This window comes from Pseudomonas sp. ChxA, from assembly GCF_030263855.1.
GTDB lineage: Bacteria > Pseudomonadota > Gammaproteobacteria > Pseudomonadales > Pseudomonadaceae > Aquipseudomonas > Aquipseudomonas fluorescens_CB.
Genome location: NZ_JARPMK010000001.1, coordinates 2184982 through 2210847 on the forward strand (window position 1 = coordinate 2184982; position 25866 = coordinate 2210847).

Below are 25866 nucleotides of genomic sequence, written 5' to 3' on the forward strand. Positions count from 1 at the left end.
AAGGAGCGCCCTGCATGTCAGACCAGCCCAAACAAATGACCGACGATGAAGCCGCCGAATTCGCCGAACAGGTTTTCGACGTGGCCCGCAAAGGCGATGCGGCGATGCTGGCTGCGCTGCTGGCCAAAGGCTTACCGGCTAACTTCCGTAATCACAACGGCGACACCTTGTTGATGCTCGCGGCCTACCATGGCCATGCGGAAGCGGTAAAAGTGCTGCTGGAATTCAAGGCCGACCCACTGATTGCCAACGACAAGAACCAGCTGCCAATCGCCGGTGCCGCGTTTAAAGGCAACCTGCCGGTGGTGAAGGCGTTGATCGAAGGCGGCGCGCCAGTGGATGCAACTTCCCCGGACGGGCGCACAGCGCTGATGCTGGCCGCGATGTTCAACCGCGTTGAAATGGTCGACTACTTGCTCGCTCAAGGCGCCAATCCCAAGGCCACCGATGCCCAGGGCGCGACTGCGTTGGCGGCGGCGCATACCATGGGCGCGGCGGATACGGCGGCGCAGTTGCAGAAACTGGTGTAGGCTACGCGCCCTCAAAAACCAGCCCGCCACAGGACCTTCCCATGCAAACCGCCCTCGTCGAACTTATCAGCAAAATCAGCGCCGGCGTCATGGGTGAGGACGAGGTGGCGCGCATCGCCACAGAAGCCGCCCAAGCCTACGCGGACCCGGCGGCGTTTTTGGCAGCGAACCCGGACATCAACTACGACGACACCTTCCCGATCCCATTGGGTGAGTGGGTGGTCGTTGGCAGCCTGCCGGACACGGTACTGTTCCAGGCCGACACCTACGGCGATCTGTTCGCGCAGATCGTCGCCTCGTTCGGCCCGGGCGTGGCGTTTAACCTCAAGCCCAAGCAACTGGCCAAGACCGAAGACCTCACCGCGCTGAACCGCATCCAGATCCAGATGAGCGCGTTAAGCCCCGAAGATGGCGGCTATGTGTTGCTTAACTTCAGCCAATTGCTCGATGACGAGATCCAGGCCGTATTGGTGTATGGCAACGACCTGCCGCGCGTGCTGCAACTGTGCGCCGAAGTGGGGATCAAGGCCGAGCCGTCGCTGGAAGCCTTGAAAGTCGCCGTTCATGTCTGAAATAAAACGGAACCCCTGCCAGGGCTGACTATCCTACAAGTGCATGCCCTCACTTAGGAGCGACACCATGGGTTCCACTTTCAACGGTCTTATCGGCCTGATCATTCTGGCGCTGGATATCTGGGCGATCATCAACGTGTTCAAAAGTGGCGCCAGCACCGGCGCCAAAGTGCTGTGGATCCTGCTGATCCTGTTGCTGCCGGTATTGGGCCTGATCATCTGGGCGATTGCCGGGCCGCGCGGTAACGTGCGGATCTGATCGTTCGCCCACTCCATCTAGAGTGGGCACAGTCAATGTGGGAGCGGGCTTGCCCGCGATAGCGGTGTATCAGTATCAGATGTTTTGACTGACACACTGCAATCGCGGGCAAGCCCGCTCCCACATTGGTTTCCAGCCTGTTCAGGATTTTGTGTGTCGAAACTATTCGCTGCACACAATTTTCACATCTTTTCCAAGACAATTCGGCGGTTTTACAGCTCTGCCAAGGCTCTAACTCAAGCGCTATTAAAGCCAGGGCCAAGGTGCACGTTCAGTAATTAATAGCGTTGCTGCCGTTGATCGGGCACCATTTGCGCCACCGCGTTAACCGCCTACCCCAGCCAGCCTGGGCGAGGGACGGACGCCACTGCATTATTTCGAAACTTAAACTTCCAATGGGTCCTAGAACGACATGGCAAACCCGGACGCCCTGAGTCAGCAGCGAGCTTCTAATCGCTTGCTGCAACCGACCGTCAAATCCCATCTGGCATACACGCTGCTTTGCGCGCTGGTCATGATGGTGATGTTCTCCCTGCTGCGCCTGGCGCTGCTGGTCTACAACCGCGAGATGATCCTCGACACGCCGGCCTCGACCTTCCTCGAAGCCTTCGTCAACGGCACGCGCTTCGACATCCGCTTCGTGATGTACGCGTTGGTCCCGCTGCTGCTGGCGTTGTTCAGCGTACGGGCGATGGCGGCGCGTGGGTTCTTCCGTTTTTGGCTGACCATCGTGTCCAGCATTGCCCTGTTCCTGGGCCTGATGGAAATGGACTTCTACCGCGAATTCCACCAACGCCTCAACGGCCTGGTGTTCCAGTATGTGAAGGAAGACCCGAAAACCGTAATGAGCATGCTCTGGTACGGTTTCCCGGTGGTGCGCTACCTGCTGGCCTGGGCCGTGGGCACGCTGATCCTGAGCATCGCCTTCAAGGGCGCCGACCGTGCGACGCGCCCACGTGGCCCGTTCAGCGGCGGCACCGTCGGCACTCGCCAGGTGGCTCCGTGGTACAGCCGCATTGCGGTGTTTGTGGTGTGCCTGCTGATCGCCGTGGTCGCCATCCGTGGCACCTTGCGCCAAGGCCCACCGCTGCGCTGGGGTGATGTCTACACCACCGAATCGAACTTCGCCAACCAGCTTGGCTTGAACGGCACCCTGTCGTTGATCGCTGCGGCCAAGTCGCGCTTCTCCGAAGAGCGCTCGAACATCTGGAAAGCCACGCTGGACCAGCCGCTGGCCACCCAGACCGTGCGTGACATGCTGGTATTGCCGCAAGAGAAACTGGTCGATACCGACACCGCCGCCGTGCGCCGCGACTACACGCCACCGGCCGAGAGAACCCTGCCGATCAAGAACGTCGTAGTGATCCTGATGGAGAGCTTCGCCGGTCACTCGGTAGGCGCACTGGGCCGCCCAGGCAACATCACGCCGTACTTCGACAAACTGTCCAAGGAAGGCTTGCTGTTCGACCGTTTCTTCTCCAACGGCACCCACACCCACCAGGGCATGTTCGCCACCATGGCGTGCTTCCCGAACCTGCCGGGCTTCGAATACCTGATGCAGACCCCGGAAGGCAGCCACAAGCTGTCGGGCTTGCCGCAGTTGCTCAGCGCGCGCAAGTTTGACGACGTGTATGTCTACAACGGCGATTTCGCCTGGGACAACCAGTCGGGCTTCTTCAGCAACCAGGGCATGACCAACTTCATCGGTCGCAACGACTTCGTTAACCCGGTGTTCTCCGACCCGACGTGGGGCGTGTCCGACCAGGACATGTTCAACCGTGGCCTGGAAGAGTTGAAGGCCCGCGAAGGCGGCAAGCCGTTCTACGCCCTGCTGCAAACCCTGTCCAACCACACGCCGTATGCGCTGCCGACGCCATTGCCGGTCGAAAAAGTCACCGACCGTGGCAGCCTCAACGAGCATTTGACGGCCATGCGTTACTCCGACTGGGCCTTGGGCCAGTTCTTTGAAAAGGCACGTAAAGAGCCATACTTCAAGGAAACCCTGTTCGTGATCGTGGGTGACCACGGTTTTGGTAACGAGCAACAGATCACTGAGATGGACCTGGGCCGCTTCAACGTGCCGATGCTGATGATTGCACCGGGCATGCAGGAGAAGTTCGGCGAGCGTGATCACACCGTGGGTACCCAGATCGACATCGTGCCTACCATCATGGGCCGCCTCGGTGGCGACACCTTGCACCAGTGCTGGGGCCGCGACCTGTTGAACCTGCCGGAAGGCGACAAGGGCTTTGGCGTGATCAAGCCGTCGGGCAGCGACCAGACCGTCGCCCTGGTCACTGCGGACCGCATCCTGGTGCTGCCTAAAGAGATGCCACCAAAACTGTGGGAGTACGAGCTGGGCGCTAACCCGACCGGTAAGGTCATTCCTGAATCGCCGGACGAAGCCGCGCTGAAACAGAAACTTGAGTCGTTCTTGCAGACGGCTACCAAGAGCCTGTTGGACAACACTGCGGGTGTGATCGACGGCAAGCCGGACTAATCAACCGGGCATAAAAAAAGAGGCCTTCTAGAAGGCCTCTTTTTTTGTCCGGATTTTATATCCGGCCGAGCAGCAACAGCACCAGCAGCACCACCAGCACCACACCGAGGATACCCGACGGGCCATAGCCCCAGTTACGTGAGTGCGGGAATACCGGCAGGCCGCCGACCAGCAGCAGGATCAGGATAATGATCAGAATCAGGCTCATGTTTTTTTCCTTGTGGGCCTTCTGAAAAGACCAGTTATTTAACGACAGGCCCGTGGGTTTATTTACGGACGCCTTAATAACTCCGACTGCGCTGTTGCACAGAAAATTCCGTAGTTTCTTAAAGCATTTCGCACACTCGCTTATTTCTTTTAAAGCGTTCGCAATTATGGGCACTTAGTTGAAAAAGATTGAACTTACGCTATAAGCCGCTCTGCCACCTGGCCGCCGGTTTGCCTGAGGCATTCATCAACTGGATGGTGCGTGGGTGTAGGAAAAACCTTCGCTACACTGCCGATCACTTCTTCCGTGAACTACAAGGCTACTACCTATGCAAAATCGCATGATGATCACTGGTGCCGGGTCTGGCCTGGGTCGCGAAATCGCGCTGCGCTGGGCGCGCGAGGGTTGGCAGTTGGCCTTGTCGGACGTCAGCGAACCCGGCTTGCAAGAAACCCTCAAGCGGGTGCGCGAGGCCGGTGGCGATGGTTTTATCCAGCGTTGCGACGTGCGTGACTACAGCCAGCTCACCGCCTTTGCTCAGGCTTGCGAAGTGAAGTTGGGCGGCATTGATGTGATCGTCAATAACGCTGGCGTGGCTTCGGGTGGCTTCTTTGCGGAATTGTCCCTGGAAGATTGGGACTGGCAGATTGCGATCAACTTGATGGGTGTGGTCAAGGGCTGCAAGGCGTTCCTGCCGCTGCTGGAAAAGAGCAAGGGCCGGATTATCAATATCGCGTCCATGGCTGCGCTGATGCAGGGGCCGGCGATGAGCAACTACAACGTGGCCAAGGCCGGAGTGGTGGCGTTGTCGGAGAGTTTGCTGGTGGAACTCAAGCAGCAGGAAGTCGGTGTGCATGTGGTGTGCCCGTCGTTTTTCCAGACCAACCTGCTGGATTCGTTCCGTGGGCCAACGCCTGCGATGAAGGCGCAGGTCGGCAAGTTGCTGGAGAGTTCACCGATTTCGGCGGCGGATATTGCCGACTACATCTATCAGCGGGTGGCGCAAGGGGAGTTCATGATTTTGCCCCACGAGCAGGGGCGGATGGCGTGGGCGTTGAAGCAGAAAAACCCGCAGTTGCTGTATGACGAGATGACGCTGATGGCCGACAAAATGCGCGCCAAGGCCCAGGCCACTAAAGGCTGAGGCGGGGCTGGTGCTGTCACTGTGGCGAGGGAGCTTGCTCCCGTTGGACTGCGCAGCAGTCCCACTCCTTTGAAGCAAAAGGCGGGGGCCGCTTCGCAGCCCAGCGGGAGCAAGCTCCCTCGCCACAGGTTGTTTGATCGTTCTCACGCGGAGCGTGGGAACGATCAGAAGCGACCAAATATGGGGGCTTGTCTGTCAGCAAAATTACCGGTCTGCGTAGGCCTTGCCTGATTTAACCGCAAGCCATTGCCGCGCCAAATCCAATCACGCATGGTCAAGGTCCTGTCACTCCAAAAGGACAACCGCCATGCTGGTCTTAAGCCGCGCTGTAGGCGAAATCATCTCCATCGGCGATGACATCGCCCTGCACATCCTCGAACTGAACGGTTCCCAAGTGAAATTCGGCATCGCCGCCCCGGTGGGTGTGAATGTCCATCGGGCCGAGGTGTACCAGAAGATCCTCGAACGCCAGGCTACAGAAACCCACGCCGTACCCAACCGCTGAACCCTGCTCAGTCAAACAGATGCTTGGGCACGTCGTGCTTGAGCATCAACTGGCATTGCTCGCTTTCCGGGTCGAACACAATGAGGGCCTGGCCCTTGGTCAAGGCGTGGCGCACGCGCAGTACACGGGTTTCCAGGGGCGTGTCGTCGCCGTTGTCGGTGCCGTCGCGGGTCACGAAGTCTTCGATGAGGCGGGTCAGGGTGTCGACTTCAAGTGCGTCGTAGGGAATCAGCATACAAGCCTCGGAGGTAGGAACCCGGCGATGCTACTGCGCCGGGGCCCTTGTTACCAGCAGTTACCAGTGTCAGGACTTCTGTCCGACCAGGCTGTCCACCGACGGCACGCGGGTGTCGCTCTCCATTTGCGTTTCGTGCTCGATCTGATGACTGAACCGGTCCAGTGAACCCTGCGCCGGTTGCGCGTCGCTGGCGAACACCGGCGGGCTGAGGATATAAGCGCCCAACAGGCGGCTGAGTGCGGCCAGGCTGTCGATGTGTGTGCGCTCATAGCCATGGGTCGCATCGCAACCGAATGCCAGCAGCGCGGTGCGAATGTCGTGGCCGGCGGTGACCGCCGAGTGGGCGTCGCTGAAGTAATAGCGAAACAGGTCGCGGCGCACTGGCAGGTCGTTATCCGAGGCCAGGCGCAGCAGGTGGCGGGACAGGTGATAGTCATACGGCCCGCCGGAATCCTGCATGGCCACACTCACGGCGTGCTCGCTGGAGTGCTGGCCGGGCGCGACCGGGGCGATGTCGATACCGACAAATTCGCTGACGTCCCAGGGCAGGGCAGCGGCGGCGCCACTGCCGGTTTCTTCGGTGATGGTGAACAGCGGATGGCAGTCGATCAGCAACGGTTCGCCGCTGTCGATGATCGCCTTGAGCGCCGCGAGCAGGGCGGCGACACCGGCTTTATCATCCAGGTGGCGGGCGCTGATATGCCCGCTCTCGGTGAACTCGGGCAATGGGTCGAACGCTACATAGTCACCGATGCTGATGCCTAACGAGTCGCAATCGGCACGTGTCGCGCAGTAGGCATCCAGGCGCAGTTCCACGTGGTCCCAGCTCACCGGCATTTCATCCACGGCGGTGTTGAACGCGTGCCCGGAGGCCATCAACGGCAACACGCTGCCACGGATCACGCCGTTGTCGGTAAACATGCTGACACGGCTGCCTTCGGCAAACCGGCTGGACCAGCAGCCCACCGGTGCGAGCGTCAAGCGGCCGTTGTCCTTGATCGCCCGCACGGCGGCGCCGATGGTGTCCAAATGTGCGGAAACCGCGCGGTCGGGGCTGTTTTTCTGGCCCTTGAGCGTGGCGCGAATGGTGCCGCGCCGGGTCATTTCAAAGGGGATGCCGAGTTCTTCCAGGCGCTCGGCGACGTAGCGCACGATGGTGTCGGTGAACCCGGTAGGGCTGGGAATGGCGAGCATTTCCAGCAACACTTTTTGCAGGTAGTTAAGATCCGGTTCGGGGATGGTTCGGGTCATGGAAACTCCTGATGAGTTGAGGGCGATTTTTGTGGCGAGGGAGCTTGCTCCCGCTGGGCTGCGCAGCAGCCCCAGTCAATTCACCCTGTTCTTTCAGTTAAAGCGCAGTGGCAGGTTTCAGGGCTGCTCCGCAGCCCAGCGGGAGCAAGCTCCCTCGCCACGGGTTATCAGGCAGTTGGCTGACTGTGCGGAAACAACAAATCCACAAACTTCTCAGCCGTCGGTTGCGGTTCGTGATTGGCCAGCCCGGCGCGTTCGTTGGCTTCGATAAACACATACTCGGGCTGGTCGGCGGCGGGCACCATCAGGTCCAGGCCGACCATGGGAATGTCCAATGCACGGGCGGCGCGCACGGCGGCGTCCACCAGCGTCGGGTGCAGAATCGCGGTGACATCTTCCAGGCAACCGCCGGTATGCAAGTTGGCGGTACGGCGCACCGCCAGGGTTTGGCCGCGCGGCAAAATGCTGCTGTAGTCGTAACCGGCGGCGTGCAACGTGCGTTGGGTTTCGGCGTCCAGCGGGATTTTGCTTTCGCCGTCGGTAGCAGCCTGGCGACGACGGCTCTGGGCTTCGATCAACGCACCGATAGAGTGCTGACCATCACCGGTCACCTCGGCAGGCCGCCGAATCGCAGCGGCAACCACTTCAAAGCCGATCACCAGAATGCGCAGGTCGAGGCCTTCGTGAAAGCTTTCAAGCAGCACACGGCTGTCGAACTGACGCGCCGTCTCGATGGCTTTTTGCACCTCTTCGATGGTCTGCAGATCCACCGCCACGCCCTGGCCTTGTTCGCCATCGAGCGGTTTGACCACGATGCGCTGGTGCTCGTCGAGAAACTCCAGGTTGTCATCGGCACTGCCGGCCAATTGTTGCGACGGCAGTTTCAAACCTGCCGCACTGAGCACCTTATGGGTCAGGCTCTTGTCCTGGCACAGGGTCATGCTGATGGCGCTGGTCAGGTCGCTCAACGACTCGCGGCAACGCACTCGGCGCCCGCCATGGCTGAGGGTGAACAGGCCGGCGTCGGCGTCATCCACTTGCACATCAATGCCACGTCGATGGGCTTCTTCGACAATGATGCGCGCATACGGGTTAAAGCCTGCCTGCGGGCCGGGGCCGAGAAACAGCGGCTGGTTGATGCCGTTCTTGCGCTTGATCGCAAAGGTGGTCAGCGCGCGAAAACCGAGCTTGGCGTAAAGGCTCTTGGCCTGACGGTTATCGTGCAGCACCGACAGGTCGAGGTAGCTCAGGCCACGGCTCATAAAGTGCTCCACCAAGTGGCGCACCAGCACCTCGCCCACGCCTGGGCGCGTGCATTGCGGATCGACCGCCAGGCACCACAGGCTGCAACCGTTTTCCGGGTCGTGGAAGGCCTTTTGATGGTTCAGGCCCATCACGCTGCCGATCACCGCGCCGCTGTCTTCATCCTCGGCCAGCCAATACACCGGGCCGCCTTGGTGGCGTGGTGTCAGGCGCTCGGCGTCGACGGGCAACATGCCACGGCCTTGATACAGCTGGTTGACCGCCTGCCAATCGGCCTCGGTCTGCACCCGGCGAATGCGAAAGCCGCGAAATACCCGCGTAGCGGGGCGGTAATCGCTGAACCACAGGCGCAGGGTGTCGGAGGGGTCGAGGAACAATTGCTGCGGGTCAATCCCGAGGATTTGCTGGGGCGCCGCCACGTACAGCGCAATGTCGCGCTCGCCCGCCTGCTCATTGAGCAGTTCCTGGGCGAGGCTGGCCGGGTCCGGGAAGGTGTGCCCGATCAACAATCGGCCCCAGCCGCAATGCACGGCAATCGGCTCGGCGCCCAGTGGGCTGCCGTCTTCAGCCAGGCGCGCCTGCAGGCGCTCGTAGGTCGGCGCCTGGCCCTTGAGCAAGCGTTGGCTGTAAGCCGCTGCAAGAGGTTTCATCGATCAGATTCCTTGTTCGCTGAGCCACAGGTTCAGCGCCGCCAGTTGCCATAATTTGGAGCCGCGCAGCGGCGTCAGTTGGCCTTGCGGGTCGGTCAGCAGGCGGTCAAGCATGGCCGGGTTGAACAGGCCGCGATCCTGGCTCGGGTCCATCAGCAGGTCGCGCACCCAATTCAAAGTGTCGCCCTGCAAATGCTTGAGCCCCGGCACCGGGAAGTAGCCTTTCTTGCGGTCGATGACCTCACTCGGAATAACTCGGCGTGCGGCCTCTTTCAACACCTGCTTGCCGCCATCGGGCAATTTGAATTTGCCTGGTACACGAGCCGACAGTTCTACCAGGCGGTAGTCCAGGAACGGCGTGCGCGCTTCCAGGCCCCAGGCCATGGTCATGTTGTCGACGCGTTTGACCGGGTCGTCCACCAGCATCACTGTACTGTCCAGGCGCAAGGCCTTGTCCACGGCAGCCTCGGCGCCGGGCATGGCGAAATGTTCGCGCACGAAGTCACCGGCGGCGTCGTTGGCGGTCAGCCATTTTGGTGCGACCGTGGCGGCGTAGTCGTCGTAGCTGCGGTCAAAAAATGCGTCGCGGTAGGCGGCATACGGGTCGCTGGCGCCGTCCACCTGCGGGTACCAGTGGTAGCCGGCGAACAACTCGTCGGCGCCCTGGCCGCTCTGCACCACTTTGCAATGCTTGGCCACTTCCCGCGACAGCAGGTAGAAGGCGATGCAGTCATGGCTGACCATCGGCTCGCTCATGGCGCGAAACGCTGCCGGCAGTTGCTCGATGATTTCGCTTTCGGCGATGCGCAATTGGTGGTGACGGGTGCCGTAGTGTTTGGCGATCAAGTCCGAATACTGGAACTCGTCGCCACGTTCGCCACCGGCGTCTTCAAAACCGATGGAAAAGGTCGACAGGTCCTGCACGCCGACTTCACGCAGCAGGCCTACCAGCATGCTCGAATCGACACCGCCGGAGAGCAGCACGCCCACGTCCACGGCCGCACGTTGGCGGATCGCCACGGCTTCGCGGGTGCTGTCGAGCACGCGGTCGGTCCAGTCTTCGAGGCTGAGGTTTTTTTCATCCTCATGCGGGCCGTAGGGCAGGGTCCACCAGGTTTTCTGTTCGGTGGTGCCGTTGGCGTCGATGCGCATCCAGCTGGCCGGCGGCAGTTTTTCAATACCCGCCAGCAAGGTGCGCGGCGCCGGCACCACGGCATGGAAATTCAAATAATGATTAAGCGCGACCGGATCCAGGATCGGGTTGATATCGCCGCCCTTGAGCAGTGCCGGCAGCGCTGAAGCAAAACGCAGGCGCTGGCCGGTGCGCGACAGGTACAGCGGCTTCACACCCAGACGGTCACGGGCGATAAACAGGCGCTGGGCATCACGCTCCCAGATGGCAAAGGCAAACATGCCATTGAGCTTGGGCAGCAAGGCTTCGCCCCAGGCGTGATAGCCCTTGAGCAGCACTTCGGTGTCACCGCCTGAATAGAAGGCGTAGCCCAGGGCTTCCAGCTCTTCACGCAGTTCGGGGAAATTGTAGATTGCACCGTTGAACGCCAGCGACAGCCCCAGTTGGGCGTCGACCATCGGTTGGGCAGAGCCGTCCGACAGGTCCATGATCTTCAGGCGGCGGTGGCCCAGGGCAATCGGCCCTTGGGCATGGAAGCCCCAGGCGTCAGGGCCTCGCGGGGCAAGGTGATGGGTGATGCGTTCGACGGCTGCCAGGTCGGCAGGTTGATGATCAAAGCGTAACTCGCCAGCTAATCCACACATAAATTCCTTACCGGTTTTTCCGTTGGGGAGGGCAATACTCAATACGCCCAACAGGGCGCGTACCCAGAAACTGACCCAGTGCTATGCGTGGAGTTTTAGACCGATAAGTTATAAGGCAAATAGCCGCGATGCTCGCAGCCGCGTCGTTTCTTCCCTCACGGTGATCAGCGTGGCGCTGGTTTTCCTCGAACCAGCGCGCGCAGGGCAAACCGGTTCGGGTGGCAGGCTTCGGCCACGCTGGCCGGCACCGGCAGCGGTTCGTCATTCAGCCAGGCGGCCAATAATTCGCCGCACAGCGGCGCGGTAATCAGCCCGCGCGAGCCGTGGCCGCTGTTGATAAACAGGCCCGGCAACCACGGGCAGGGCGTATCCGGGACTTGCCGAGCGTCCTTGCCCAGTACGGCATACGCCTGTTGGAAAGCAGCGCTTTCGGCCAAGGGGCCGACGATTGGCAGGTAGTCAGGGCTGGTGCAACGAAAGGCGGCGCGGCCTTGCAAGTCTTCGGCATTCAGTGAGTCAGCACCGAGACGCCGCAGCAGGTCTGCGGAAATCTCCCGCAGCATCGCAAGGTTGCCCGTGTGCTCGGCGAGGGTGGGCGTGAGGTCTTCATTATTGAAATCAAAACTGGCGCCCAAGGTGTGTTCGCCAAGGCGGGCCGGTGCAACATAACCTTCTGCGCACACCACGGTGGCCAATGCCGCACTCGCCGGGATTTGCGCCAAACGCGTGATCTGCCCGCGAATACGCTTGAGCGGCAAGCCCGCGCTGAGCGGGAAGCGCTTTATTTCGGCGGCCCCGGCCAGCACTACCACGCTGGCGCTGGCCAGCACGCGGTCGCCGTCGCGGGCTTGCCACTGCTCGTCAACACGGTGCAGCTCAAGCGCCTCGTGGTGGGTGAGCACCTTGATCAGCGGATGTGCGGCTTGCCATTCGCACAGCGCCGGTGGATGCACCCAGCCACCCTCCGGGAAAAACAGCCCGCCTTGGGCCAGCTCGATGCCAGCCTGTTGTTGAGCCTGCTCGCGGCCCAGCAAGTGCAACAGACTCGGTGCAAAGGCCTCGGCCAGTTGCGCCTGGCGCTGGGCTTCCTTGGCGTCAAACGCCAGTTGCAGGACGCCGCAGCCGTCCCAGTCAACGCCTCGCTGCAAGTGCTCCAGCAGGCGCCGGGTATGGCCGAAACCGCTGAGTATCAGCTGCGACAGCGCAGTGCCATGCGCCGACAACTTGAGGTACAGCACGCCTTGCGGGTTGCCCGAAGCTTCCTGGGCCAAGGCGGCGTGACGCTCCAGCAGGCTGACGCGCCAGCCCCGGGCGGCGAGGCTGGCGGCGGTGGCGCAACCGGCCAGGCCGCCACCGATGACCATGGCATGGCGCTCGCCGTCGACGGCTGCCGGGCGCGCAAACCAAGGTTTGAGTGTGGCGGGCGGCAGTGTGCCTTCGGGCCAACCGAGAAACTCGCCGCGCAGGATCTCCCACTTGTGGCCAATGCCGGGCGTGCGTTTCATCTTGAAGCCGGCGGCGTTGATCAGACGCCGCACCCAGCCGGTGCTGGTGAAGGTGCTGATGGTCGAACCCGGCGCCGCCAGGCGGGCCAGTTCGGCAAACAGCTCGGCGGTCCACATGTCGGGGTTTTTCGCCGGGGCGAACCCGTCGAGAAACCACGCGTCGACTTGCGCATCCAGTTGCGGCAGTTGCTCCAGCGCATCGCCGATCAACAGCGTCAGGGTCACGCGGCCGTTATCCAGCACCAGGCGCTGGAAGCCTTGATGGATCGCGATGTACTGCGCCAACAGTTGCTCGGCAAACGGTTGCAGTTCGGGCCAGAGGGCGAGGGCGCGCTGCAGGTCGGTGTGGCTCAGCGGGTACTTTTCCACGCTGACAAAATGCAGGCGCGCCCCGGCCACCGCGTGTTGTTGGAACAGTTGCCAGGCGCACAGGAAATTCAGCCCCGTACCAAACCCGGTCTCACCAATCACCAGTTGCCCATTCACCGGCAAGGCAGCGAAGCGCTCCTGCAGGCGGTTCTGTTCAAGGAACACATAACGGGTTTCTTCAAGGCCCGACTTGTCGGAAAAATACACGTCGTCGAACACCCGCGAATGCGGGCGGCCTTGGTCATCCCAGTCGAGCTGGGCGTGGGTGATGGGATTCATGGGCAACTCATAAAAGTAACAGCAGGCAAAGGCAAGGCGGCCATTCTAGCCGATCAACCGGCAATGAATTGACCCATGGCAAGCGCGGGTGGAATTTCCTCCCGCGTGTTGTTGCCCAATCCGCTAGTCTTGAGCCATCTTGAAACGGAGCTGCCCATGTTCGAATCCGCCGAAATCGGTCACGCCATCGACAAAGACACCTATGACGCCGAAGTGCCGGCCCTGCGTGAAGCCTTGCTGGAAGTGCAGTACGAGCTGCAACAGCAGAAACGCTTCCCGGTGATCATCCTGATCAACGGCATCGAGGGTGCGGGCAAGGGCGAAACCGTCAAGCTGCTCAATGAATGGATGGACCCGCGCCTGATCGAGGTGCGCACCTTCGACCAGCAGACCGACGAAGAACTGGCGCGCCCACCAGCGTGGCGCTATTGGCGCCAGTTGCCGGCCAAGGGGCGCATGGGCATCTTTTTCGGTAACTGGTACAGCCAGATGCTGCAAAGCCGCGTGCATGGTCAGATCAAGGACGCGCGCCTGGACCAGGCCATCGCGGGCGCCGAGCGCCTGGAAAAGATGCTCTGCGATGAAGGCGCGCTGATCTTCAAGTTCTGGTTCCACCTGTCCAAAAAGCAGATGAAAGCACGGCTCAAAGCCTTGGCCGATGACCCGCTGCACAGCTGGCGCATCAGCCCGCTGGACTGGCAGCAGTCCGAGACTTACGACAAGTTTGTGCATTTTGGCGAGCGCATTCTGCGCCGCACCAGCCGCGACTACGCGCCGTGGCATGTGATCGAAGGCGTGGATGCGCATTACCGCAGCCTCACCGTGGGCAAGATCCTGCTCGAAAGCCTGCAAAACGCTCTGAAACTGCCCAAAGGCAAGGCCAGCGGCATGAACCCGGCGCCGTTGATTGCCTCCGTGGACAAGAAGGGCCTGCTCGACAGCCTCGATTTGACCCAGCGCCTGGATAAAGATGATTACGAAGAGCAACTGATTACCGAGCAGGCGCGCTTCTCTGGCTTGATGCGCGACAAGCGCATGCGCAAGCACGCATTGATCACCGTGTTTGAAGGCAATGATGCGGCGGGCAAGGGCGGGGCGATCCGCCGCGTGGCGGCGGCGCTGGATCCGCGCCAGTACCATATCGTGCCGATTGCCGCGCCGAGTGAAGACGAGCGCGCCCAACCGTATCTATGGCGCTTCTGGCAGAAGATTCCGGCACGCGGGATGTTCACCGTGTTCGACCGCTCGTGGTATGGCCGCGTGTTGGTAGAACGCGTCGAAGGCTTCTGCACACCGGCAGACTGGATGCGCGCCTATGGCGAGATCAATGACTTCGAAGAGCAACTGCGCGATGCGGGCGTGATCGTGGTCAAGTTCTGGCTGGCCATCGACAAAGATACGCAGTTGGAGCGCTTCCAGGCCCGTGAGGAAATCCCTTTCAAACGCTTCAAAATCACCGAAGACGACTGGCGCAACCGCGACAAATGGGACGACTACCGGGCCGCCGTCGGCGACATGGTCGACCGTACCAGTACCGAAGTGTCGCCGTGGACCCTGGTGGAAGCCAACGACAAGCGCTGGGCGCGGGTAAAAGTGCTGCGCACCATCAACCGCGCGCTGGAAGAGGCGTTCGACAAGACCGACAAACACGATAAAAAGAAAAAGAAATAAAGGTGGCAGGTTTTGTGGCGAGCGAGCTTGTTGTGGCGAGCGAGCTTGCTCGCGCTGGGGCGCGAAGCGGCCCCTATTACAAACACCGCGTTCCTTCAGTTACATCGCACTCTCAGCTTTTGGGGCCGCTTCGCAGCCCAGCGCGAGCAAGCTCGCTCGCCACAGTCTGCGTCGCCTTCAAGTCCTGTGGCGAAGGAGGCTTCTGTGGGTGAACGAGGCTCCTGTGGGTGAACGAGGCTTCTGTAGGTGAAGGATGCTTCTGTGGCGAGCAGGCTTGCCCTGCGTTGGGCTGCGCAGCAGCCCCCGACCCAGGCAGCGTGTTCTTTCAGGCACACCTCATTGGCAGGTTTTGGGGCCGCTTCGCAGCCCAGCGCGAGCAAGCTCGCTCGCCACCCTAACTATGTTCGTCATCAGTCTCCATGCTTTTGCATATGCCAGGTGAATGATCGTCGCGGTTGGGCAGGCCCGGATCTATGCTCGGTCCATCTCCCAACAACAAGATCGAGGTAGCCCATGCGTGAAGTAGTGATCGTCGACAGCGTGCGAACCGGCCTGGCCAAGTCGTTTCGTGGCAAGTTCAACCAGACGCGTCCGGATGACATGGCGGCCCATTGCGTCAACGCGTTGCTGGCGCGCAATGGCATTGACCCGGCGACGGTCGAGGATTGCATCGTTGGCGCCGGCTCCAACGAAGGCGCCCAGGGCTACAACATCGGGCGTAACGTGGCGGTGCTCTCGCAATTGGGCACCGGGACGGCGGGCATGACCCTCAACCGGTTTTGCTCATCGGGCTTGCAGGCGATTGCGATTGCGGCCAACCAGATTGCCTCGGGTTGCAGCGACATCATCGTTGCCGGTGGCGTCGAGTCCATCAGCCTGACCATGAAAAGCGTCAACACCGATAACCTGATCAACCCGCTGCTCAAGGAGCAGGTGCCAGGCATTTACTTCCCGATGGGCCAGACGGCCGAGATCGTCGCGCGCCGCTATAACGTCAGCCGCGAAGACCAGGACCTGTATGCCCTGCAAAGCCAGCAGCGTACCGCTCAGGCCCAGGCGGACGGTTTGTTCGATGATGAAATCGTGCCGATGGCCGTCCAGTACAAGGTCGAAGACAAGCAGACCGGCGCGGTGCAGGTGCTCGATGGCGTGGTCGACCGTGACGACTGCAACCGCCCGGACACCACACTGGCCAGCCTCAACGGGCTCAAGCCGGTGTTTGCCGAAGACGGTTCGGTGACGGCGGGCAACTCTTCGCAGTTGTCCGATGGCGCTTCGATGACGTTGGTGATGAGCCTGGAAAAAGCCCTGCAACTGGGGCTCAAGCCCAAGGCGTTTTTCCGTGGTTTTACCGTGGCCGGTTGCGAGCCGGACGAAATGGGCATCGGCCCGGTGTTCTCAGTGCCAAAGCTGCTCAAGGCCAAGGGCTTGCAGGTGGCGGATATCGACCTGTGGGAGCTTAACGAGGCGTTTGCCTCGCAGTGCCTCTATGCCCGCAATCGCCTGCAAATCGACAATGCCAAATACAACGTCAACGGCGGCTCGATCTCCATCGGCCATCCGTTCGGCATGACCGGGTCGCGACAAGTGGGGCACCTGGTGCGTGAGTTGCAGCGACGTAACCTGCGCTACGGCATCGTCACCATGTGCGTGGGCGGTGGCATGGGCGCCACCGGGTTGTTTGAGGCGGTGCGTTAGTCAACCGATAGTTCATCGATCACTGCACAGGGGGAGCATGCTCCCCCTGTGCACGTCTGCAGTTTGGTCATAGCCCTGTTGCACGTTGATTTAGTTATTTAGTGGGCCTGGCCCCAGTATTACTGGTATTTTTTAGTGCATGTAATCTTGTTCCTTCAGATAACCGTAGTGCTGAATTATTCTCATTAATCTGCATGTAGGACGATTCCTTCAGCCACTTTTAAAGTTTTGGCAAATGGCCATAATTTTCCTGCGTGTCGTGATAGCTCCAGGCTACTTAGTTAAGGGAAACGGACGGCTTACTTACTCAAGTGTGAAGGGGAGAATTGCCCTGCGTTGAGAGAACTCCTGAATAGCAATACACATAGTTGGAAAAGCAGTTCAGGAATCATCGCCTCAACAGTACGGGTAATAACCGCTCGTTTAATCAGCCCTGCACCGACCTGTGGCAGGGCTTCTTTAAAGACACCTGGTAATTAAGTGGGAATCTGTAAATGAAAACCAAAATGAAAGCTGCGCTGTTGTCTATCGGTCTGCTGGCCGGCTCGATCTCTGTTGCGCAGGCAGCGGACGGGACCGTCACGTTTCTGGGGTCGGTGCACTCGGGTGCTTGCTCGATCAAGCCTGACTCTGTGGATCAAACCGTTCGCCTGGGTGCGATTGCCAAACACCAATTGGAGTCGGGCGGCAAGTCTGAAGCCCGCCGTGTGCTGATCGAGCTTGAAGGCTGCGACCTGTCCGGCCTGACCGATAACACCGTGACCACCACCTTTACCGCCGCGCCTTCCAGCGCTGTCCCTGGCGCGATCGGTACGGTCGGCGGTGCAGGCGGCGTGGGCATCATGATGACCCACGGTGGTGACCTCATTAAGCTGGGTACGCCGACTACTCCGCAAGCCATCGCTACCGGTAATAACACCCTGGAGTTCGGTGCCTACGTGCAAGGCGCCGCCACCGCCCCGATCATCCCCGGCGATTTCAGCGCCGTCACCAACTTCACCTTGGCTTATCAGTAAGTTTTGCTCCCCGCCACCGCGTGTGGCGGGGGGACGCTGACGGGAGATCCAGGTGAATACATTCATACGCCTCGCACTCGCCTCTTCATTGACGACATTCATCAGTCCCAGCGTATTCGCCCAGGCGGATTCGCAAGGTGATGGCGTCGTCCTGCTCGGAGGAGAAGTCGTTGACTCAGCCTGCGGGCTGGAACTGAGCAGTATCGATCAGACCATCGAGATGCCACCGGAGCCGGTAGGCCGGCTGCTACGCAATACGCGCGGCGAAGACCATCCCTTCCAGCTGCGCCTGGTCAATTGCACGCTGACTCGCCCGGACCCGTCGCGCCCAGGGGCAACCCTGCCTGACTGGGAGCATATGCGGGTGACGTTTGACGGCGCAACCGACCGGGCAGGGCTTTCCTTCGCGGTGTCGGGTGCCTCGCAGGGAGTTGCGCTGCACATCATTGACGCGGCCGGCGAAGAGAGTATTCCCGGGCAGCGAATGTCGCCCACGCCTCTGTCGGAGGGCGATATGACACTCAACTACAGGTTTTATCTGGTCGGTAATGGACTGCCGCTGGTCGTGGGTGCTCACACCGCCGCAGTGCGGTTCAAGTTGGAATACTTTTGAATAGTGATGGACAGGCGTTCATGTTGAATACAGCGAAGTTCAAAAATACGCTGCGCCCTAGCCTGTTTGGCGGGTTGATGTCTCTGGCCGGAACAGCACTGGGCGCCGGGGATGTCGAGTTTAATACCGACGTGCTCGACCTGATGGATCGCAGCAATATTGACTTGTCTCAATTTGCGCGCAGCGGGTTTATTTTACCGGGCACTTACACAATGGTCGTGCAAGTCAATGGCCAACCTATTCCTGAACAATCGGTGGCGTTCTATCCTCCGGACAAAGACCCTAAAGGCAGTCAGGCATGTTTGTCGCGTAGCCTGGTGGAACAGTTAAGCCTGAAAGTGTCCGAAGCCGACAAACTTGCCTGGTGGAAGGGCGGCGAGTGCCTGGATATTCAAAGTTTGCCAGGCATGGAAGTCAGTGGTGATCTAGCCACTTCCACGCTGAGTATCAACTTGCCCCAGGCGTACTTGGAGTACAACGCGCTCAACTGGGACCCGCCTTCGCGATGGGACGAAGGGGTCACGGGGTTGCTGGTCGACTACAGCCTCACCGCGCAGTCCAACTATCAGCGAGGCGATGGCAACCGCAATAACCTCAGTGGCAATGGCACCGTCGGCGCCAATGCCGGCGCCTGGCGCTTGCGGGCCGACTGGCAAGGGCGTGTCGAACGGGGCCGACAGGAAGCGGCCGGGCCGCAAAAACTGGAGTGGAGCCGCTACTACGCGTATCGCGCGATTCCTGCGCTGAAGGCGCGCCTGGTGGTGGGCGAGAACTACCTGTATTCGGACCTGTTCGACAGCTTCCGCTTTACCGGTGCCGCGCTCAATTCGGACGAAAGCCAGCTGCCGCCCAACTTGCGTGGCTACGCGCCGGAAGTGGTCGGGGTGGCCAAGACCAACGCCAAAGTCATCATCAGCCAGCAGGGGCGCGTGCTCTACGAAACCCTGGTGGCGGCCGGTCCCTTTCGCATCCAGGATTTGCAGGATGCGGTGACGGGCAAGCTGGATGTGCGCGTGGAAGAGCAGGACGGTTCGGTGCACACCTTCCAGATGGACACCGCGGGCGTTCCTTACCTGACACGCCCAGGGCAAGTCCGCTACAAGCTGGCGAGTGGGCGACCGTCGAATCTGCAGAACGGCTCGGATGGCAATGTTTTCGGCACCGGCGAGTTTTCCTGGGGCATCAGCAATGGCTGGTCGTTGTTCGGCGGCGGCATGACCGATAACAACTATAGGGCGTTATCGGTCGGGGCCGGCCGAGACTTGCTGGCGTTTGGTGCCGTCTCGCTGGATGTGACGCAGTCGCACGCCGAGGTGTGGAACGAGACGCTCTCGGGCAAATCCTACCGCCTTCAATATTCCAAGAACTTTGAAGAGTACGACAGCCAGGTGACTTTCGCCGGTTACCGGTTTTCCGAGAAAAACTTCTTGAGCATGAGCGAATACCTGGACGCCCGCTATTACGGGCTGAACGGCGAACTCGGCGGGCGGGGTGGTTATCGCGACCCCGATGAAGGCTGGAAGCCGATTGGTGGCAGCAAGGCGCTGTATACGGTCACGGTCAACAAGCAGTTTCGTGACTTGGGCGCCACCGTCTACGCCAGCTACAACAAGCAAACTTATTGGGACCGGCCAGACACCCAGCGCTGGAACCTGTCGCTGTCGCGCTACTTCAATGTGGGCACGGTCAAGAACATGAGCCTGTCCCTGAACATGTACCGCACCGAGGAGTACAACTACAAAGACAACGGCATGGCCGTAACGGTCAGCTTGCCGCTGGGGCGCACCGGCACACTGTCGATGGACGCCAACCGGAGTGCCGGCCGGAACAACTTTGCATCGCGCTACAGCGATCGTCTTGATGAACGCAACAGCTACCAGCTCAGCGCCAGCGACTCGTCCGCCAGTGGTTACTTGAGCCATATGGGCGACCTGGCCGACATCGACCTCAGCGCCAGTAGCCAAGAGGGTGGTTACAGCAGCGTCGGCCTGTCTGCACGTGGCGGCGGCACGCTCACACCTTACGGCGGAGCGCTCCATCGTACGACCAGCACCGGCGGCACTCGCCTGATGATCGACACCGGCGGTGTACCCGATGTACCGGTGCGCGGCTACGGCTCACCGACCCGCACTAACGTGTTCGGCAAGGCCGTGATCTCCGACATCAGCAGCTACCAGCGCACGGCGGCCAGTGTTGATCTGGAGCGCTTGCCGAGCAATGTCGAGGCCACCCAATCGGTCACGCAACTGACCCTCACCGAAGGCGCCATCGGCTACCGCTCGCTGGATGTGATCGCCGGTGAAAAAGCCATGGCCGTTGTGCGCCTGCCGGACGGCAGCTCACCGCCGTTTGGCGCAACGGTGAAGAACCTCAATCAACAGGACACCGGGATTGTGAATGACGGCGGCAGCGTCTACCTGAGCGGTATTCGTGCCGGTGAACAGATGGTGGTCAGTTGGGGCGGTGACGAACGCTGCCTGCTCACGCTGCCTGCCGCCTTGCCTGCGGATGGTTTGACCGACGCCCTGCAACTGCGCTGCCAGGTGGTAGCCACAGACTCATCCTTGGCTGAACCCGCCGTACTGACCGGGCAGCCCACTGATACGGAAAACACATCCTCATGATGCCGAACACACGACTCACCTCCCAGGCCTTGGCACTGCTGGCCCTGGCCCTGTGCCAGAGCGCCAACGCCGCAGTCGGGCTGGACCGTACCCGCGTGATTTTTGATGGCGGAAAAGATGCCACCAGCGTGAATATCACCAACAACAATACCCAGTTGCCGTATCTGGCCCAGGGCTGGATCGAGGACGAGGCGGGTAAAAAAATCACCTCGCCGTTGATCGTGCTGCCACCGGTTCAACGCTTGGAGCCTGGCAAACAAAGCCAGGTGAAAGTCCAGGCGCTGCCGGCGGCCAAGTCGCTGCCGCAGGACCGGGAGACGGTCTACTACTTCAACCTGCGGGAAATTCCGCCCCGCAGCGACAAGTCCAACACCCTGCAAATTGCCTTGCAGACCCGAATCAAATTGTTTTACCGCCCGCAAGCCATTACGCCGAGCCAGCAGGACCTGTCCAACCCCTGGCAGCAGAAACTCACCCTGACCCGCGACGGCGACCATTACCGGGTCAATAACCCGACGCCTTACTACGTGACCCTGGTGGATGCGCGCAGCAGCAAAGACGGCAAAACCGTGGAGGGCTTTGCGCCCCTGATGATTGCGCCCAAGGAGGCCTTGACCTTGGGCCCCTCTGCCAAGGCACTGGGTTCGACCCCTTACCTGGCCTATGTAAATGATTACGGCGGTCGTCCGCTCTTGGCGTTCACCTGCACGGGTGACACGTGCAACGTGAACGTGCAGGCCTCATCGCCTAATTGAGTAATGCCAGCTGCTGGAGAACACCATGAAGTCGCAACGTGTGAAGGTCTTGGGCGGCCTGTTATGGGTCTTGGCGGCGGGAGTTCACGCCGTCGAGGACGACGAAGATATCGAAGGAATGAGTGGGATGCTGAATGTGCTCGGCTCTATGCATGAATCGCCTTGCAGCCTGGATATGACCTCACTGCACCAGACGGTTGACCTGGACGCCGTGTCGACCAGCCAATTGCAACGGCCCGGCGACCAGGCGACGGCCAAGGCATTTCAGCTGCGGTTTACCGATTGCCTGCGCACTGCCGGCCGTGTGCGCAACGAACGCACCGGAAACCTGACATGGAGTGCCTACCAACCCGTGCTGTCGGTAACGTTCGATGCGCCGGCCGATGCCGATGACCCTCGGCTGGTCAAAGTGCAAGGCATTACCGGGATGGGCCTGCAATTGACCGACGCCTTGGGCCGCGACGTGCAGCTGGGTTCAAGGGGCGAGCCGTTGATCCTGCCCGTAGGCCGCAACACCCAGACTTGGCGTGTTCGGCCTACGCGCACCTCGGCGCCGTTGACCAGCGGGGCATTCAAGGCCGTGGTGCAATTCAGGCTCAACTATGAGTAAGGGCAGAGCGATGGCTAAATCATTCGGCCCGTGGGCCATTCTTATCGGTGGCGGCTTGTTGTGGTCTGCCAGCCAAAGTGTGCAGGCCGAGACCAGCCTGACCATCCGCGCGGTCATCATCGCGCCGCCGCCTTGCGTGATTAACAGTGGCTCAACCCTGGACGTGCCGTTCGGCAATGACCTGCAGACGTCACGGGTAGACGGGGTCAATTACCGTCGTGACGTGCCCTACACCGTCATCTGTAATTCGCCGTTCAGCAACGCCCTGACCTTGGAGCTCAAAGGCACCGGCGCCGGGTTTGACAGCCGCGTGCTGTCCACCCGCAAGGCCGACCTCGGGGTCAAGCTGTTCGTGAATGGCGCTGACTGGCCGTTGAACACAGCCGTGAATTTTACCTATCCCAATTTCCCGGCGGTACAGGCGGTGCCCGTCAAACGCGTGGGCAGCACGCTGACCGGCGGGGCCTTCGATGCCACCGCGACCCTGGTAGTCGATTACCAATGACGAGGAATGCTCAATGACATTTTGGCAGCAACGCGTGTTGCTCACCGTGTGTTCCATCGGCCTTTGCAGTGGTGCCTCGGCCAACCTGACATTCAGCGGCACGCTGAATGAACCGCCGCCCTGCACGATCGACAATGGCAACACCATTGAAGTGGATTTTGGCGATGTCGGGGTAAAGCGCGTCGACGGTGTGAAATACCGCCGGGGCGTCGGGTATGCCATCAACTGTGGCGCCGACACATTGCCCTGGGAGCTCAAATTGAGCGTCAACGGCACAGCCACCTCATTCGATAGCGCTGCGGTGCAGACCAGCGTGCCGGCGCTGGGCATTCGGATTTTTCAGAATAACCTGCCACTTGCACTTAATAAGCCGCTGGACATCACCCTGTCGTCACCGCCGACCTTGGAGGTAGTGCCCGTGCAGCAGCCAGGCGCGACGCTGACCCCTGCGCGTTTTTCGGCCGTGGCCACGTTGTTGGCTGAATACCAGTAGGAGTTGAGGCGATGCGAGACCAAATTGTGCAAAGAGGCGGGCTGGCGTTATTGCTCACCTTCGGCCTGATCCCCGTGGGGCAGGGCGCGGACAACCTGATGTTCAAGGGCAACCTGGTGGAAGAGGCCTGCACCATCCGCCCAGGCGATGAGGCCATCGCGCTGGAACTCTGGGACGTCACCAGCAAGCACCTTTATATCAACACACGAACGGTGGGCAAGCGTTTCCAACTGCACCTGGAGGAGTGTGACACCACCATCGGCAACACCGTGACCATCACCTTCGGCGGTGCCGAAAATCGCGAACTTCCGGGGTTGTTCGCGCTGGACGGTGGCAGTGGTGCCTCGGGGATTGGCGTCGGCATCGAGACCTTGAACGACAAACCACTGCCCTTGAATGCCGTCAGCGATGAACAGGTATTAAGCGATGGCAGCAATGTGATCGAACTCAAGGCATACGTGAAGGGCGAGCCGACGGCTATCCGCGATCAAACCATTGGGCACGGTGCGTACACGGTGACTTCGACGTTTACGTTGGACTACCCATGATGCTGTGTCTGCTTAGCGCAGAGAAACGAGAGAACAAGATGAAACGATTATTTGGTGCCATGGCGCTGCTCGTCCTGGCCGGTGTGAGTACCACCGCAAGCGCGGTTGATTGCCGCATTAATGGCGGCGGTTGGATATACGTGGGCGCAGGCCAGAATATAACCCTGCAGGTTCCGGTCACGGTTCGGTTGGACGCCAGCCGAGACCGCGTTCTACTCGAAGGTGCTAGGTTCGAATGCCGATACACCCCTGCCTGGTGGACGCCTTCTCCGGCTGCGGACTACTGGGCAACCGGGAGCCTTGCAGGCACCCCGTGGACGCCTGGCCCCAAGTTCATGTCTGAAGGCACCGGCTTGCGAATCAATGGGACCTACCGAAACACACCGGTCCCCGTGGGCATCCGGGTAGCTACCATGCCGGACAACGCGATCGGCTATCCGATTGATGTCACGCCTTATATTTTGATGCGTAACACTCCGGGCAATCCTATCGATATTCGTTTAGGGGACAACCTTGGGCTATTACGCATGACCCAGACAAACAACGGGAACACGGGTTCGTCGCAGCTAATCGTCACTTACATTGCCAACAATAACTTCACGGTCTCCCCATCCACTTGCACGATCAACAATAACAACCCCATCGAGATCAACTTCGGCAACGTCCATCAGCGAGCGATAGGCACCGACCCGTTGACATCGTCTGTCGTCAGCAACCGCAGGCTCACCTACTCATGCCCGGACGGCGGCATTAACACGCCGATCACCATTACCTACAAAGGCACCCGCTCCGGATTCGACACGCGGCTGTTGATGATGAGTAACGCGGACGTGGGCACGGCCATGGTGCGTGCCGGTACTGCCGTGCCGGTGAACGGTTCGTTCCTTACCCGTATCACCAACAGTGTGGGCGGCGACGATGTGACGTTTTCGCTGGTGCGGCGCAATGGCTCATTGCCGAGCGCAGGGCCTATAAGCGGCAGTGGTGTGCTGGTGATGGGGGTGCCCTGACACACAAATGATCGATACCCAAAGCACCGTGCATCGCCCTAGAATGCCCGCTCCTCCACCTCTGGTTTTTTGGGGCACACATGCACATTTCTTCGGGCCGCTGGGTCTATGGTTTTCTCCTGACCCTGCTGACCGCGCTGCTCTGGGGCATTCTGCCGATCAAACTCAAGCAAGTGTTGCAGGTGATGGACCCGGTCACAGTCACCTGGTTTCGCCTGGTGGTGGCCGGCAGCTGCCTGTTTATCTACCTGGCGCTGAGCAAGCGCTTGCCGAGTCGCAGGGTGCTTGGCCCCAAGGGTGGCTGGCTGGTGGCGATGGCCGTGTGTGGGCTGGTGGGCAACTACGTGTTGTACCTGGTGGGCCTGAAAATGCTCAGCCCCGGCACTGCGCAACTGGTGGTGCAGATGGGGCCGATCTTTTTGATGATCGCCAGTGTGTTCGTGTTCAAGGAGCGTTTCAGCCTGGGGCAGGGCATGGGGCTGGTGGTGCTGATCGTGGGCTTTGGCTTGTTCTTCAACCAGCGCCTGGCTGAGCTGCTGACCTCCATGGGCAGCTACACGGCGGGCGTGTTGACGATTCTGCTGGCGACCACCATCTGGGTGTTCTACGCCCTGGGCCAGAAGCAATTGCTGACGGTGTGGAATTCGCTGCAGGTGATGATGGTGATCTACCTGTCGTGCGCCCTGTTGCTCACGCCGTGGGCGCATCCGCTGGAGGCGTTGCAATTGAGTTCGCTGCAAGGCTGGTTGCTGCTCGCGTGCTGCATGAACACGCTGGTGGCCTATGGCGCATTTGCTGAAGCGCTGGCGCATTGGGAGGCGTCGCGAGTGAGTGCGACCCTGGCGCTGACGCCGTTGGTGACCTTTGTGGCGGTGGCGTTGGCAGCGTGGTTGTGGCCGGACTATGTGCAGGCTGAACAGATCAACACCGTGGGCTACGTCGGTGCGTTGGTGGTGATGCTCGGTTCAGCGACGGTAGCGCTGGCGCCATCGCTGCTCGCCGGACTCAAGGCCCGGCGGGTGCGCTTGGCGTCTTAGGACGAACACACTCACTGTGGCGAGCAGGCTTGCCCTGCGTTGGGCTGCGCAGCAGCCCCAAAACCCGCCGACGAGGTCTGCCTGAAAGAACGTGTTGCCTGGGTCAGGGCTGCTTCGCAGCCCAACGCAGGGCAAGCCTGCTCGCCACAGTGAGCGTGTTTAGATCGTTCCCACGCTCCGCGTGGGCATGCAGCCCCGGACGCTCTGCGTCCCGCAGACCTCGGCTACCTTGAAGGC

General features: G+C 60.7%; 24 protein-coding genes. 18 read left to right on the plus strand and 6 right to left on the minus strand.

From position 1 onward, the window contains the following. The first annotated feature begins 14 nt into the window (after positions 1–14). From P5706_RS09730 to P5706_RS09745, 4 genes are all read left to right on the plus strand, one after another. Positions 15–530: an ankyrin repeat domain-containing protein gene (locus tag P5706_RS09730; protein WP_236373881.1), complete on the plus strand. Its 516-nt coding sequence runs from the start codon at positions 15–17 to the stop codon at positions 528–530. A 41-nt stretch (positions 531–571) separates the two neighbouring features. Then, on the plus strand, positions 572–1102 hold the full coding sequence (locus P5706_RS09735; protein WP_200431281.1) for a hypothetical protein: 531 nt from the start codon (positions 572–574) through the stop codon (positions 1100–1102). A 67-nt stretch (positions 1103–1169) separates the two neighbouring features. After that, positions 1170–1361 (plus strand): PLDc N-terminal domain-containing protein, encoded by a 192-nt coding sequence (locus P5706_RS09740; RefSeq protein WP_003172956.1) that lies wholly within the window; start codon positions 1170–1172, stop codon positions 1359–1361. A gap of 412 nt (positions 1362–1773) precedes the next feature. Continuing rightward, positions 1774–3861, plus strand: a complete 2088-nt coding sequence (locus tag P5706_RS09745; protein ID WP_285679094.1) for an LTA synthase family protein — start codon at positions 1774–1776, stop codon at positions 3859–3861. 55 nt (positions 3862–3916) lie between these two features. Here P5706_RS09745 and P5706_RS09750 read toward each other — a convergent pair whose 3' ends face one another. Continuing rightward, positions 3917–4069, minus strand: coding sequence for a DUF3309 family protein (locus P5706_RS09750; protein ID WP_015885095.1), 153 nt, complete (start codon positions 4067–4069; stop codon positions 3917–3919). 328 nt (positions 4070–4397) lie between these two features. Between P5706_RS09750 and P5706_RS09755 the strand changes: the two genes are divergently transcribed. Next, positions 4398–5213 carry an SDR family oxidoreductase gene (locus P5706_RS09755; RefSeq protein WP_200431283.1) on the plus strand — a complete coding sequence of 272 codons (816 nt, stop codon included), beginning with the start codon at positions 4398–4400 and terminating at the stop codon, positions 5211–5213. 307 nt (positions 5214–5520) lie between these two features. Further along, positions 5521–5718 carry a carbon storage regulator CsrA gene (gene csrA / locus P5706_RS09760; RefSeq protein WP_200431284.1) on the plus strand — a complete coding sequence of 66 codons (198 nt, stop codon included), beginning with the start codon at positions 5521–5523 and terminating at the stop codon, positions 5716–5718. A gap of 7 nt (positions 5719–5725) precedes the next feature. On the opposite strand, the gene P5706_RS09765 is transcribed toward csrA, so the two are convergent. The 5 genes from P5706_RS09765 to mnmC form a co-directional block, all read right to left on the minus strand. Then, positions 5726–5953, minus strand: a complete 228-nt coding sequence (locus tag P5706_RS09765) for a YheU family protein (RefSeq protein ID WP_056861132.1) — start codon at positions 5951–5953, stop codon at positions 5726–5728. Positions 5954–6022: 69 nt separating this feature from the next. Continuing rightward, complete coding sequence (locus tag P5706_RS09770) at positions 6023–7207, minus strand: osmoprotectant NAGGN system M42 family peptidase (RefSeq protein ID WP_285679095.1); 1185 nt, start codon at positions 7205–7207, stop codon at positions 6023–6025. Between the two features lie 167 nt (positions 7208–7374). Further along, entirely contained in the window at positions 7375–9120 is a 1746-nt protein-coding gene (gene ngg, locus P5706_RS09775; RefSeq protein ID WP_285679096.1) for an N-acetylglutaminylglutamine synthetase, read from the minus strand. 3 nt (positions 9121–9123) lie between these two features. Next, entirely contained in the window at positions 9124–10896 is a 1773-nt protein-coding gene (locus P5706_RS09780) for an N-acetylglutaminylglutamine amidotransferase (RefSeq protein WP_285679097.1), read from the minus strand. Between the two features lie 164 nt (positions 10897–11060). Beyond that, positions 11061–13049 (minus strand): bifunctional tRNA (5-methylaminomethyl-2-thiouridine)(34)-methyltransferase MnmC2/FAD-dependent 5-carboxymethylaminomethyl-2-thiouridine(34) oxidoreductase MnmC1, encoded by a 1989-nt coding sequence (mnmC, locus tag P5706_RS09785; protein WP_285679100.1) that lies wholly within the window; start codon positions 13047–13049, stop codon positions 11061–11063. Between the two features lie 156 nt (positions 13050–13205). On the opposite strand from mnmC, the gene pap reads away from it, so the two are divergent. The 12 genes from pap (at position 13206) to P5706_RS09845 (ending at position 25629) form a co-directional block, all read left to right on the plus strand. Further along, positions 13206–14720 (plus strand): polyphosphate:AMP phosphotransferase, encoded by a 1515-nt coding sequence (gene pap / locus P5706_RS09790; RefSeq protein WP_200431288.1) that lies wholly within the window; start codon positions 13206–13208, stop codon positions 14718–14720. Positions 14721–15233: 513 nt separating this feature from the next. Beyond that, positions 15234–16418: a thiolase family protein gene (locus P5706_RS09795; RefSeq protein ID WP_285679101.1), complete on the plus strand. Its 1185-nt coding sequence runs from the start codon at positions 15234–15236 to the stop codon at positions 16416–16418. 506 nt (positions 16419–16924) lie between these two features. Further along, positions 16925–17434 carry a fimbrial protein gene (locus tag P5706_RS09800; protein WP_425540557.1) on the plus strand — a complete coding sequence of 170 codons (510 nt, stop codon included), beginning with the start codon at positions 16925–16927 and terminating at the stop codon, positions 17432–17434. Positions 17435–17486: 52 nt separating this feature from the next. Beyond that, entirely contained in the window at positions 17487–18047 is a 561-nt protein-coding gene (locus tag P5706_RS09805) for a fimbrial protein (protein ID WP_200431291.1), read from the plus strand. A gap of 20 nt (positions 18048–18067) precedes the next feature. Further along, positions 18068–20671, plus strand: a complete 2604-nt coding sequence (locus P5706_RS09810; RefSeq protein ID WP_285679103.1) for an outer membrane usher protein — start codon at positions 18068–18070, stop codon at positions 20669–20671. Then, positions 20668–21426, plus strand: a complete 759-nt coding sequence (locus P5706_RS09815) for a fimbria/pilus periplasmic chaperone (RefSeq protein WP_207160913.1) — start codon at positions 20668–20670, stop codon at positions 21424–21426. The genes P5706_RS09810 and P5706_RS09815 overlap by 4 nt, the downstream gene beginning before the upstream one ends. Before the next feature lie 25 nt (positions 21427–21451). Next, positions 21452–22036, plus strand: a complete 585-nt coding sequence (locus P5706_RS09820; RefSeq protein ID WP_200431293.1) for a fimbrial protein — start codon at positions 21452–21454, stop codon at positions 22034–22036. A gap of 10 nt (positions 22037–22046) precedes the next feature. Then, positions 22047–22541, plus strand: coding sequence for a fimbrial protein (locus P5706_RS09825; protein WP_285679104.1), 495 nt, complete (start codon positions 22047–22049; stop codon positions 22539–22541). 13 nt (positions 22542–22554) lie between these two features. Further along, a complete protein-coding gene (locus P5706_RS09830) occupies positions 22555–23034 on the plus strand; it encodes a fimbrial protein (RefSeq protein WP_200431295.1) in 480 nt (159 codons plus the stop codon). A gap of 11 nt (positions 23035–23045) precedes the next feature. Further along, positions 23046–23582: a fimbrial protein gene (locus P5706_RS09835; RefSeq protein ID WP_285679105.1), complete on the plus strand. Its 537-nt coding sequence runs from the start codon at positions 23046–23048 to the stop codon at positions 23580–23582. A gap of 38 nt (positions 23583–23620) precedes the next feature. Beyond that, the gene (locus P5706_RS09840) at positions 23621–24592 is read left to right on the plus strand and encodes a fimbrial protein (RefSeq protein ID WP_285679106.1); all 972 of its coding nucleotides are present in this window, start codon (positions 23621–23623) and stop codon (positions 24590–24592) included. Between the two features lie 80 nt (positions 24593–24672). Beyond that, entirely contained in the window at positions 24673–25629 is a 957-nt protein-coding gene (locus P5706_RS09845) for a DMT family transporter (RefSeq protein WP_285679107.1), read from the plus strand. Positions 25630–25866 lie beyond the last annotated feature (237 nt).